The organism is Ruegeria sp. CDSC052 (assembly GCF_059610685.1).
The window spans coordinates 86,277-98,062 of sequence record NZ_JBXWOB010000006.1; the positions used below are offsets into that span (position 1 = coordinate 86,277).

14 protein-coding genes are annotated in these 11,786 nt (G+C 57.7%); 7 read left to right on the top strand and 7 right to left on the bottom strand.

Annotation, left to right across the window (positions count from 1 at the left end):
- The first annotated feature begins 15 nt into the window (after positions 1 to 15).
- From flgG to AC2FIM_RS11845, 4 genes are read left to right on the top strand one after another with little or no spacing between them, the layout of a single operon-like run.
- Positions 16 to 801, top strand: a complete 786-nt coding sequence (flgG, locus tag AC2FIM_RS11830) for a flagellar basal-body rod protein FlgG (RefSeq protein ID WP_496678573.1) — start codon at positions 16 to 18, stop codon at positions 799 to 801.
- On the top strand, positions 801 to 1,217 hold the full coding sequence (gene flgA, locus AC2FIM_RS11835; RefSeq protein ID WP_496678575.1) for a flagellar basal body P-ring formation chaperone FlgA: 417 nt from the start codon (positions 801 to 803) through the stop codon (positions 1,215 to 1,217). The genes flgG and flgA overlap by 1 nt, the downstream gene beginning before the upstream one ends.
- Positions 1,217 to 1,948: a flagellar basal body L-ring protein FlgH gene (gene flgH / locus AC2FIM_RS11840; protein WP_425472007.1), complete on the top strand. Its 732-nt coding sequence runs from the start codon at positions 1,217 to 1,219 to the stop codon at positions 1,946 to 1,948. The genes flgA and flgH overlap by 1 nt, the downstream gene beginning before the upstream one ends.
- A 12-nt stretch (positions 1,949 to 1,960) precedes the next feature.
- A complete protein-coding gene (locus tag AC2FIM_RS11845) occupies positions 1,961 to 2,470 on the top strand; it encodes a flagellar basal body-associated FliL family protein (protein WP_142638313.1) in 510 nt (169 codons plus the stop codon).
- Positions 2,471 to 2,487: 17 nt separating this feature from the next.
- Here the strand turns inward: AC2FIM_RS11845 and AC2FIM_RS11850 are convergent, their stop codons facing one another.
- The 7 genes from AC2FIM_RS11850 to AC2FIM_RS11880 form a co-directional block, all read right to left on the bottom strand.
- Positions 2,488 to 2,874 (bottom strand): hypothetical protein, encoded by a 387-nt coding sequence (locus AC2FIM_RS11850; RefSeq protein ID WP_271950814.1) that lies wholly within the window; start codon positions 2,872 to 2,874, stop codon positions 2,488 to 2,490.
- The gene (gene flhB, locus AC2FIM_RS11855; protein WP_496732028.1) at positions 2,874 to 3,959 is read right to left on the bottom strand and encodes a flagellar type III secretion system protein FlhB; all 1,086 of its coding nucleotides are present in this window, start codon (positions 3,957 to 3,959) and stop codon (positions 2,874 to 2,876) included. The genes AC2FIM_RS11850 and flhB overlap by 1 nt, the downstream gene beginning before the upstream one ends.
- Positions 3,956 to 4,729 (bottom strand): flagellar biosynthetic protein FliR, encoded by a 774-nt coding sequence (locus AC2FIM_RS11860; protein WP_271950808.1) that lies wholly within the window; start codon positions 4,727 to 4,729, stop codon positions 3,956 to 3,958. The genes flhB and AC2FIM_RS11860 overlap by 4 nt, the downstream gene beginning before the upstream one ends.
- Positions 4,726 to 6,753, bottom strand: a complete 2,028-nt coding sequence (gene flhA, locus AC2FIM_RS11865; protein ID WP_496678617.1) for a flagellar biosynthesis protein FlhA — start codon at positions 6,751 to 6,753, stop codon at positions 4,726 to 4,728. The genes AC2FIM_RS11860 and flhA overlap by 4 nt, the downstream gene beginning before the upstream one ends.
- A gap of 69 nt (positions 6,754 to 6,822) precedes the next feature.
- Positions 6,823 to 7,521, bottom strand: coding sequence for a lytic transglycosylase domain-containing protein (locus AC2FIM_RS11870; RefSeq protein WP_142638303.1), 699 nt, complete (start codon positions 7,519 to 7,521; stop codon positions 6,823 to 6,825).
- Between the two features lie 73 nt (positions 7,522 to 7,594).
- Positions 7,595 to 8,023: an Lrp/AsnC family transcriptional regulator gene (locus tag AC2FIM_RS11875; protein ID WP_142638301.1), complete on the bottom strand. Its 429-nt coding sequence runs from the start codon at positions 8,021 to 8,023 to the stop codon at positions 7,595 to 7,597.
- 55 nt (positions 8,024 to 8,078) lie between these two features.
- Positions 8,079 to 9,398, bottom strand: a complete 1,320-nt coding sequence (locus tag AC2FIM_RS11880) for an MFS transporter (protein WP_496708188.1) — start codon at positions 9,396 to 9,398, stop codon at positions 8,079 to 8,081.
- A 161-nt stretch (positions 9,399 to 9,559) separates the two neighbouring features.
- Between AC2FIM_RS11880 and AC2FIM_RS11885 the strand changes: the two genes are divergently transcribed.
- Genes AC2FIM_RS11885 through AC2FIM_RS11895 form a run of 3 tightly spaced genes read left to right on the top strand, consistent with a single transcriptional unit; the run spans position 9,560 to position 11,750 of the window.
- Positions 9,560 to 10,174: a ribonuclease D gene (locus tag AC2FIM_RS11885; RefSeq protein ID WP_496678582.1), complete on the top strand. Its 615-nt coding sequence runs from the start codon at positions 9,560 to 9,562 to the stop codon at positions 10,172 to 10,174.
- The gene (locus AC2FIM_RS11890) at positions 10,171 to 11,139 is read left to right on the top strand and encodes a KpsF/GutQ family sugar-phosphate isomerase (RefSeq protein ID WP_496678584.1); all 969 of its coding nucleotides are present in this window, start codon (positions 10,171 to 10,173) and stop codon (positions 11,137 to 11,139) included. The genes AC2FIM_RS11885 and AC2FIM_RS11890 overlap by 4 nt, the downstream gene beginning before the upstream one ends.
- Positions 11,140 to 11,150: 11 nt before the next feature.
- Entirely contained in the window at positions 11,151 to 11,750 is a 600-nt protein-coding gene (locus AC2FIM_RS11895) for an LPS export ABC transporter periplasmic protein LptC (protein ID WP_142638293.1), read from the top strand.
- Positions 11,751 to 11,786 lie beyond the last annotated feature (36 nt).

Consider the following 11,786-nt stretch of genomic DNA (forward strand, 5'->3'; position numbering starts at 1 on the left):
AACGGAGGAATTGATATGCGGGCACTGAAAATCGCAGCGACGGGCATGACCGCTCAGCAGATGCGGGTCGAGACGATCTCGAACAATCTGGCGAATATGAATACCACAGGCTACAACGCGCGCCGCGCCGAGTTTGCAGACCTGCACTATCAACAAATGGCGCGCGCGGGGACGGTGAATGCCAATGACGGCACCGTCTTGCCCACTGGTATCCAACTGGGTCTGGGGGTGCGCCCCGCCGCGGTCACCGTGCAGCTGGCACAGGGTGCATTGGCGGCCACTGGCAGCGATTTGGATGTCGCAATCGAAGGGCGCGGCTATCTTGAGGTGACGTTGCCGAGCGGTCAGTCTGGCTTTACCCGTGACGGCAGCCTGAAACGCTCGGCCGAAGGGTTGATCGTCACTTCAGATGGCTTCGCTGTCGCGCCAGAGATCACAATCCCAGACGATGCAAGGTCGATCTCGATCAATGCATCCGGTGAGGTCTACGCCTATTTCGATGATACCGCCGAGGGACAGTTGCTCGGTGAATTCACCCTGGCCAGTTTTTCCAATGCCAAGGGGCTGGAGGCGATCGGCAGCAACCTGTTCAAAGAAACCGAAGCCTCGGGCTCGCCTGTCATCGGCACTCCGGGCGAGGGCGGGATGGGCACATTGCGTCAGGGATATCTCGAGGACAGCTCGGTAGATGCCGTGCGCGAAGTCACCGAACTGATCGAAGCCCAGCGAGGGTATGAGATGAACGCCAAGGTCATCTCGGCCGTCGATCAGATGATGGGCGCAACAACACAGGTGCGGTGATGCGCGCCCTATTCATAGCACTGGTGACGATCAGCCCGCTTTGTGCCTTGGCTGAGATCGCGGTGCCGATCCGGACCATACGCGCCAAAGAGGTGATCTCGGCCGCCGATCTTGAGATCAAAGATCAGGTTGTCCTCGGAGCGGTTACAAACCCCGATGATTTGATCGGTCAGGAAGCACGCGTCGCGCTTTACCCCGGACGCCCGGTTCGCGCAGCAGATGTCGGGCCGCCCGCGCTGGTGGACCGCAATGATCTGGTGGTTCTGGTCTTTGACCGTCGTCCCCTTTCGATCAAGGCCGAAGGCCGTGCTCTGGGGCGCGGGGCTGTCGGCGACCGAATTCGGGTCATGAATCTGTCGTCACGTACAACTGTTGTTGGCTTTATCCGGCCTAACGGTCAAATCGAGGTAAAATGATGTTCGGAAAACTAAAACTGTTGATGATGGCATGTCTGGCTCTGACCGCCTGTGGTCGACTGGATCATTTGGGAAAACCGCCAAGTTTCACACCCGCGGACGAGTCTGCTGAACATGTTGCCATGCTGTGGCCGGGTTTGCCGTTGCACACGCAGCCACAGCGCAATGTTGATCGGTCCTCGCTATGGAGCGGTGGCCAACAATCGCTTTTGGGAGATCAGCGCGCTATCAAAAAAGGCGATATTCTGACGGTTGTCATCGAGTTGGACGAGAAAGCCGAGATATCCAACGACACAAATCGCTCACGCAGCGGGTCAGAAAATCTTGAGGTTCCCGACCTGTTCGGCCTGCCGCAGCGGGCGCTGGAACGGCTGCCCGACGGGGCGACGCTGGACGAAGCTGTTGGGATCGACTCATCATCGGTTAGTAAGGGCAAGGGCTCGGTCAAGCGTAAGGAAAAGCTGACACTCAGAGTCGCCGCGACCGTCATCGACGCCTTGCCGAATGGTGTGTTGGCCATATCGGGCTCGCAGGAGCTGCGCGTGAATTTCGAACTCCGAGAGCTATTGGTCACGGGATATGTGAGGCCACAGGATATCTCGCGGAAAAATGAAATCACCTATGACAAGATTGCTTCGGCGCGCGTGTCTTATGGTGGCCGCGGTCAGATCATGGATGTGCAGCAGCCCCGTTACGGCCAGCAGGTCCTCGATACAGTTTTGCCGTTCTGAGGTCGTATAACAATGAAAAAGCTACTTCCTATATTGTTTCTGCTTGTTGGCCTGGGCGGTGGAATTGGTGCGGGAATTGCCATGTCTCCTTCTGGAAAAACCAAAGATGGTGACATGGATAAATCCGCTGCCGCCGAACCCAAGAAAGCCAAGGAGAAGGCCACTAAGACCAAGTCGGACAAAAAGGATACGGCCAGCAAGTATGAATATCTGAAGATGACGAAACAGTTTGTGATCCCGGTCGTGAAGTCCGACCGGATTGCCGCGTTGGTCACAATGTCGCTGAGCCTGGAAACCAAACCCGGCGTTGCTGAAACGATTTATGAGTTTGAGCCAAAGTTGAGAGATGGGTTTCTGCAGGTACTGTTCGATCACGCAAATACCGGTGGTTTCAACGGAAACTTTACGGAATCCGACAATCTGGATTTGGTCCGAAAGGCTTTGCTGCAGGTCGCCAAGAAGGATTTGGGTGATGACGTGCTGCAAGTCCTGATCATGAGTGTTAACCGTCAGGATACTTGAAGCCTGTTTCGGCCCGCTTATTGCCGCGATCGCTTTTTCATAAGCATGTCTCGGCGGGCCTTTTGTTGTTCTTCAATCAGCTTTCCTAGGGCCTGTTTGCGTCCGAACGCTTTCCGCAAGGCTTGCATCTTGGTTAGCTTTTGCGCTCGGACGCGCGCGAGGTCTGTATTGAGTTTTCGTCGGGTTGCCTCTTCCCATCCACGCCACAGAACATCAGTGCCGGTGACCTGATATCCATCAGCTTGGCCGCTGTTTTGTAGGGTCTGCTGAAGCTGTGCGTCCAATCGGCTCAGTTTTTGCAAAATCTCGGCCTCGGCTTCGATATATGGGCGCAAGGTCTGTTGCTCTTTTTGGAAGGCCGCGTCGGATAAACGCTTCAGATCGGCAAGTCCGGTAAGCCGCATCAAATTCTGTCCTTCGCGCGTTTGCGCATGGCTTCGGCAAAGCGGATGGCGGCTGCGACAGGGCGATAGTGTTCCGGGGCGATCTCATGCCCGATTTCGACGGTCGCATGGAGAGCCCGTGCGGTGGGGGGATCCGAGTGTATCGGAACCCCGGCCTCGGCCGCCGAGGCGCGGATGGCGGCCGCAATCTGGTCGACACCTTTCGCCACGCATGTCGGTGCGGAGCCGGCCGTCCGCTGCCATTTGAGAGCTACCGCATAGTGGGTCGGGTTCACGATGATCACATCCGCAGTCGGGACATTCGCCATCATCTGATTTGCCGCAATCTCCTGTGCACGCTGGCGGCGCTGTTGTTTGACATGTGGGTCACCTTCGGCGTCTTTGGTCTCGTCCTGAATTTCTTTGCGGGACATCCGGTTCTTGCGCATATGTTCGGAATATTGCCACAGGCAGTCCACGACTCCGATGGCCAGTGCGATGGTGACAACGATGAATAGGAACCGGAATAAAAGGTTCATCATCAAGACGATCGACGATTGCGGCGGCGCGGCGCTGGCAGTCAAAATCTCGGGCAGGTTGACGCGCAGAAACATCAACAGGCAGACGCAATAAATCAGCAGCTTCGCAAAGCTTTTGGCAAATTCGAACAGACCGCCGCGCCCGAATTTGTTCTTGGCATTGGACGGAATCGAGATCCGCGACAATTTGGGCTGCAGCTTGCTGGGGGCAAAAACCAGGGCCTTTTGGGCGATCAGGCTCAGCAGAACCGCAGTGGCGGGAACAACAAATATGGTTGCCATCGAGATTGCAGCCTTGCCAAGCATCCCTCCCACCAGACCGTCAGCCGGGCCATCCGTCAACATGGTTCCGATCTTGTCGGATTGGTCGATCAGAACGACAAACAATATTCCCAGATGTTGAACACCAATCTTGCCTGCCAAAAGCAAACCTATGAGCAGCCCGACATAAGCTGCGACAACAGACAGGTCGTTTGATTTGGCGACCTCACCCTTTTCCCGTGCTTTCAGAAGCTTTTGCGGCGTCGGGTCGTATGACTTGTCGCTGTCGTCGTCCTGTCCGCTCATCTCGGATCTTTCAGCGGGTTCTGCATGAAATCAAACAGGGCATCGGACCAGACCGACAGGATCAGAGGCGCACCGGCGAACAGCAGGAACAGCCCCGCAAATGTGATGGCCGGGGCGCCGACAAATGCCACCATCAGCTGTGGCATGGCGCGGTTGATGACACCAAGCGCAAGGTTGTAGATCAGCGAGGCAATCACAAACGGCATCGCCAGTGCGAATGCCAGGCTGAAACTGTACGAGACCCGTTCCACGCCCCATTGCGACAAATCCGGCGCCGCAGGTGTGGTTCCGGTGGGAAACAGATCGTAGCTGTGGACCAGGAACTCTGCCAAGCGGATGTGCAGGCCAAGCAATACGGCAAGGGTCAACCCGGCCAATGTCAGCAGATAGCCCATGGCCGGAACCGGATCAGCCGCTGCCCCGCCCAGAATTTGCGAGAGTGACGTTGCCTGTGCGGCGATGGACCCTGCCGTCTGCAGGGTCAGAACAAAGATGCGCAGCGCCATCCCCAGCGCCATTCCGACAAGAATTTCGGTGGTGATCAGCTGGACCATGGACAGGAATTCGGGATCGAATTCCTTTGTCGGCACTGCCGGTGCCACGATCAACGTAAAGGCAACGGCAGTGCCAAGTTTGACACGGGTGGGGATGCTGCGTTCCCCGAATGCGGGCATCAAGGATACCATTGCCGAAACGCGTAGGAAAACACCAAAGAAATGCCAGGCCCCAGAGCCCAGGTGCGGCAAGAGTTCGGGTGGGAGGGCGATCATGCGGGTACCGTGCCTACAAGTGCGGGCCGCGCCTCGAGCCCGATTTCCTCAAATGACAAAACCGGATTGGACACGCCGCGCGCATGCATGATCGTACGCAGCAGCCTGCGGCGCCGGGTCGAGGTTACGACCGCAGGAAAGATACCATGGTCGGCGGAATGCGAGACACTGTCCACCACGCCATCTGCAAGCTTGTTGAACAGGTTCGGTGGCAGGGCGACATCCAGCCCTGCATTGGGTGCATCGACCTGATAGGTGGCAAATGTATCTTCCCATTCCGGTGCAAGCTGGATCAGCGGGATCGACCCGTCTTCGCGTTTCATGTCAGCCACAAGCTGGAACCCAAGTCGCTGCCGCACCAGTTCGCAAATCCCCTCGGGTTGGGTGGTGGTCAGGCGCGCCTCGGCGATGCTTTCGAGGATAAGCGCCAGATTGCGGATCGAAACCCGTTCGTCCAGCAACAGGCGCAGGACGGCGTGAAGTGTGTCGATTGGAACCTTGTCGGGGATCAACTCGTCCAGCAGTTTCCTGTTTGCCTCGGCGCGAACCGGGTCGCTGAGCCGGGTCATCTCGGACAGCAGCTTGCGTAGCGCCTTCAGCGTCAACAGACGCGAGAAGTTCTGTTTGATGATTTCCAGCAGATGCGTGGCCAGTATTTCCGGGGGCGAGACAATCGTAGCACCGCTCATAGCTGCGGCCTCTTGATCTTTGGGCAGGATCCAACGCGCAGGCGCACCATAGACGGGTTCGGTGACATCCCTCCCCTCGGGTAAAAGATCGTGCCCGTCCTGAACCAGCGCCAGAATCAGATCGGGGTTCAGGGCACCACGGGCCTGTTCCACCCCATGTACCTTGATGACATATGTTCCCATCGGCAGCTCGGCCCGGTCGGTCAGACGGATATCGGGCAGGATCAATCCAAAGGTCGAGGCGACATAGGTCCGCATATTCGCAATGCGTGCATCCAGTCCGGTGCCCTGGTTCAGGACCATGCTGACCAGATCCGGTGCGAATTCCAGGTGAACATCATCGAGGTCGAGAATATCGCCAATCGCTTGTGATACCGCTTCGTCTGCCTCGGTCGACGCGGTTTGTGCCTGAGTTTCTCGCTGGTGCTGTTTTCGGTGCACCGCATAGGCGGCGTAGCCCAAAACGCAGGCCCCCAGAATAAAGGGCAGAAACGGCAGACCCGGAACCAGCGCGAAAAGCACCATCAACCCGGCAACAGTGCCCAGGGCGGCCGGGTGGCGCCCCAGTTGCGATAAGATGGCTGTGTCAGTTGCGCCCTGTGTTCCACCACGCGCCAGAAGCAAAGCGGAGGCAATCGAGATGATCACAGCCGGTATCTGCGAGACCAAGCCATCGCCAACAGTCAGGATGGCGTAGGTTTCGAACGCCGATGACACCGGCATCCCATGCACGATCACGCCCATGACAAGCCCCATGACCAGATTCAGCAGGGTGATCAAAAGCCCGGCAACTGCGTCGCCTTTGACGAATTTCGACGCCCCGTCGAGCGAGCCGAAAAAGGTGGTTTCCTGTTGTTCCCGTTCGCGCCGCTCCTTGGCCTCTTGATGGTCGATGGCGCCAGCGGACATATCACTGTCGATGGCCAGCTGTTTCCCGGGCATCCCATCCAGGGCAAATCGCGCACCAACTTCGGCCATGCGGGCCGCGCCTTTGTTGATGACCATAAAGTTCACGATCAACAGGACGCCGAACACGACAAGGCCCAGGTATATGCTGCCGCCCATGACGAAGCTTGCGAATCCCTCGATCACATCGCCGGCGGCATTGGGGCCGGTATGCCCCTGACCGATAATCAGCTTGGTCGATGAGACGTTCAACGACAGCCGGAGCATCAAAGACCCCAGAAGGATGGTCGGGAAGGAAGAGAAATCCAGCGGCCGTTCGATGAACAGGGTCAGCGTGAAAATCAGGATCGCCAGGGCGAAGGACGTGGCCAGTCCGACATCCAGAACCCAGGACGGCATGGGCAGGATCATCATCACGATGACGGTCATCAACGCAAGCGCCAGCAAAACAGTCGGAGAAAACAGGGAGCGGACGTCAAGTCTGGGCACGTAATTCTCCTAGTTGAAGGCGATGAAGGCTGTTTGGGTGTCCGCGGCTGGCATCAAAGAGCCCATCGCACCCGTCGGAAACTGGGTGATTTGCACCGGGAACAGCGGTGCGGCGGGTTGTGTGAAGGGATCACGCGACATGCGGGCAGTTTGCACCGCCGTGCCCGGGTCAAGCTGAGCATGAACAATCTGGTAGCGGCTGGAATAGGTCTTGGCCAAAGCCGGGGTTCGCGAGTGATAGGCCCCCACCGCTGCCGGCCACGACCCAAGTTCGGAATATAGCTGTTTCAGAAACCGGGCCGCGTAGCTGGCGTTAGTCTCGGGGTCGAACATGGCATCGATCGACTGAAAGGCCTGCCCGTGCCAGCGATAGTTGATTTGAAAGCACCCGATATCGAAGCTGCGTTTTCCGGCTTGGAAAATATCCGCGACATAGGCTTTAGCCTCCTGCTCAGATCGGAACCAATGGCCGCGCCCTTCGACATTGATTGCCCATGGCCAAGGCTCAAGTCGGCCTTTGATCGCGCGGCCAGTTTCAACCCGCGTTATGGCACGCAAAACATCAAGCGGTATGTCTTGGGCGAGGGCCGCGCGGCGGGCGGCCTGATCACATGTCTGAGACATCCGGGCCTCCGCGCCCGCAAAGCTCTGACGCGCTGCCAGAAGCAACGCAACACATGCTATGACAATGAATAGGCGATTTGGCATTCTGCCGGTCCGGGATTCTGATCAATCCGGGCCACGCTAGCCTTGCCTTGGTTTACAGAGGGTTATCAGTCAATCAGATTCGATCAATCCGCCGGCCAAAAACAACGCTCGTATTGGTGCGCAGAACACCGGGGATTCGTGCCAGATCATCAACGAGAATATCCAGATCCTCGATCCTTGGTGCGTCAGCGGTCAACAGCAGGTCAAAGTCACCGTTGATCGAAAGACAGAGTTTAACCTCGGGGTAGGCCTCGAGCCGCTTGATGATACGGGTGGTTTCCTTCTGTTGGACCTCGAGCAGAACGACAACCTGGACGCGGGGGGCATCTTCGGGGCTGTTCAGGATCACGGAATAGCCGGCAATGATGCCGCGTTCTTCCATCCGGCTGATGCGTTCATGCACGGTTGTCCGGGCAACGCCCAGTTTTGCCGCGATTTTTGTGGTCGACTCGCGGGCATTATGTTGCAGGACTGAGATGATGCGGCGGTCAAGCTGATCCATTGGCGCTCCGGTGCGGGTCTGGTTTTTCCGGTTTAGGGCAAAACGACAGCAGGGCTCAAGGCTCACGCGGGATACGGGGGTGCAGGTCGTCTATTATGACGGGATGAGCATCCGGTGGCGGGCCGGCCATGTGCGGGTGGTCACGCGGCAGGTCAGGATGGTCGTGGATCACCGAATGCAGATCAGAACGCGGCCAAAGGGTGACCGCACCGATAATACCCAGAAAGGACATCGCCGCCATAAAGCTCAGGGCGGTTGTGGCCCCAAACAGGGTCATCAGCCCGCCTGCCAGAGGATACAGCACCAGCCAACAGCAATGAGACAGCGTGAATTGGGCCGCAAAGACGGCGGGGCGGTCTTCGGGATGGGCCGAGCGGGTCAGCAGGCGGCCAGACGGCGTCAGCGTGGTGGAATAGCCAAAGCCAGCTAGGGCCCACAAAACGATCAACAGACCCAAAGACAGCGGGGTTGTCGCAAATATCGCGGCGGCTCCGGCCATGGTGACGCAGCACAGAAGGGCGCCGGCCAACATGACCTTTCGATCCTCGATCCGGTCCAGCATCCGGGGCAGGATAAAAGCGGCAAGCATAGAGCCGCCACCAAAACCGGCCAGCGCAGCGGCAACGGCGCTTTCCGACAGCCCCAGATCTGATCGCACGATGACCACAGTGTTGACGATCACCATTGAGCTGAGTGCTGCCGCGCTCCAACTCAGGGCAAGAAGGCCCCGCAGCCGGGGTGTGTTCAAATAGATGCGTATGCCACGTGTTGTCCGTTCGTATATCCCGCGCGGCTTACTTGGTTTGGGTGATGGCAAAGCCACCGACACCACCAGCTGCGCCGAAGCGACAAATCCCAGGGCGGTGCCCCAGAACAGGCTGTTGAAGCTGACCAACAACAACAGGGCTGCGGCGAATACGGGGCTTAGCAGGCTCTCCAGATCATATGCCATCCGCGATAGGGACAGGGCGCGGGTGTATTCGCGCTCATCTGTCAGTACATCGGGGATTGTAGCCTGAAATGCAGGGGTAAATCCGGCCGAGGCAGATTGCAGCACGAAAATCAGGACATAAACCTGCCAGACCTCGGTCACAAAAGGAAGACACAGCGCGACAGCCGCACGGATCAGGTCAAGCACCACCAACATCTTGCGCCGGTCCAGCCGCTCGGCAAACGCGGCCGCCAATGGCGCGACTGTGACATAGGCCACCATTTTGATGGTCATCGCGGTGCCCAACACCAGGCCGGCCGCATCCCCTGCCAGTTCAAAGGCCAACAGACCCAGCGCGACCGTGGCCAGCCCAGTGCCCGTCAGGGCTACGATCTGCGCGGCCAACAGGTGGCGATAGGTCCGATTTCTAAGAACGCTCAACATTGATTGATATCTGCCGCAGTCTAAAGGCTCTGTCACCCCAAACCTTCATTTAGGTCTTGACCAACTGCGACAGCGGCAACCGGCTGGCGTACAGGGATGGCGTTGAGTTTAGGGAATAAAGCGCCTATCTCGGTGGCGATACCGCGCAAAGGAATACTCGGGTGGCTAACTATTTGTACAAAAACGACCTGCCGGACGGGTTGGATATGGGGCCGGTGGTGGCCATTGACTGTGAAACCATGGGTCTAAACCCGCATCGCGACCGCCTCTGCGTGATCCAGATGTCGGGCGGCGATGGCAATTCGCATATCGTTCAGGTCGAAAAGGGCCAGACCGAGGCACCGAACTTGTGTGCCATGCTGGAAAACCCGGATGTGCTGAAACTGTTCCATTTTGGCCGTTTCGACATTGCCGCGATGTATCACGCCTTTGGTGCGTTAGCCGCGCCAGTCTATTGCACCAAGATCGCCAGCCGTCTGGTGCGCACCTATACCGACCGGCACGGGCTGAAAAACCTGTGCAGTGAGCTGATCGGCGTCGATATCTCGAAACAGCAGCAGATGAGCGATTGGGGCGCCGAAACGTTGAGCGAGGCGCAGCTGGACTATGCCGCCTCGGATGTTCTGTATCTGCACCGCCTGCGGGAGGAGTTGAACAAGCGCCTGGCGCGAGAGGGCCGGACCGAGATGGCGCAGGCCTGTTTTGACTTCTTGCCGATGCGTGCGAAACTCGATCTAGCCGGATGGCCAGAAACGGATATTTTTGCGCACTCATGACTGATACCGAAGCATTTCTGAGAACCGCCCGTCAGGTGGTGACAGACGAGGCCCGCGCGCTGGAGGTACTGGCCGACGGTCTGGATGAACATTTTGCCCAAGCGGTTCAGCTGATTTTGCAGGCCTCGGGCCGCATCATCATCAGCGGCATCGGCAAGTCGGGTCATATCGGGCACAAGATCGCGGCCACGCTGGCCAGCACCGGTACACCGGCCTATTTCGTGCACCCGGCCGAGGCCAGCCATGGCGATCTGGGCATGGTTTCAAAAGGCGATGTGGTTCTGGCCATCTCGAATTCGGGCGAAGCGCCAGAGCTTGCCAACCTGCTGGCTTTTACCCGCCGCTTTGGCATTCCACTGATTGGCCTGTCCAGCAAGCCGGAAAGCACGCTGATGAAACAGGCAGACGTGCATCTATTGATCCCGTCATTGGGCGAGGCCTGCGGCTATGGCATGGTGCCTTCGATTTCCACGACGTTGACTTTGGCCATGGGCGACGCGCTGGCGATAGCGTTGATGAAGTATCGCAACTTCAAACCCGAAGATTTCCGCGCCTTTCATCCCGGTGGAAAACTAGGTGCACAGCTGAGCACGGTGCAGGATCTGATGCACAAGGGCGATGCGTTGCCGCTGGTTTCGGTCGGAACACCCATGAGCGATGCGCTGATCGAGATCAGCCGCAAGGGCTTTGGCGTTGCCGGGGTTGTCGATCCGCAAGGTCAGGTGGTGGGCATCATCACCGATGGCGATCTGCGGCGTCATATGGAGGGCTTGCTGGGCAAAACGGCCGAGCAGGTGATGACGCAGAACCCAACAACCATCCCGCCCGGCGCGTTGGCCGAAGAGGCGGTGGCCATCATGAATGACCGCAAGATCACCTCTTTGTTTGTGGTCGAGGAGGGCAGTGATTGCCAGGCCTTGGGCGTGCTACATATCCACGATTGCCTGCGCGTTGGTCTGGGGTAGAGGGGCGTTCGATGGACGGACATTCCCGGATGGTGCAATTTCTGAAGGTGTTGCTGCCTTTGGCGGCGATTGTTCTGCTGTCGACGGTTTTTCTGCTATCACGCAGCATCGAAACCAGCGTGTCCGTTCCGTTTACCCAAAAAGACATAGATGAACGTCTGGCCGACCAAGTGGTGACCCAACCCCATTATCTTGGAACAACCAGAAAAGGCGAGGAAGTTCAAATTCAGGCGGCCCAAGCGACCCAGGGGCGCGAAGGGTCATTGCCCACGACTGCCGAATTTAGAGGGCGGTTGGGATTGTTGAATGGCGGCGTCATAACGATGGATTCAAATTCCGGTATGATCCGCCCGGACAAGAATTCCGCAACGTTTGTTGGGGACGTCCTGATCACGACGACAGACGGAATTCAGGTCAGAACTGATCTTCTGAATACCTCTCTGGATGAAATCCGCGGCGACACTCCGGGTCAGGTCGATGGCACCGGCATCATCGGAGATTTTTCCGCGGGACGCATGACATTTGGAACCGAAAAAAAGGATGGGCCGGTCCATATTCTTTTTACAGATGGTGTTAAGCTGGTATACGAGCCTGAAAAAACAGAAAGATAAGCCGTGATTGATTTGCGATTTGCTGTTGTTAGTTTT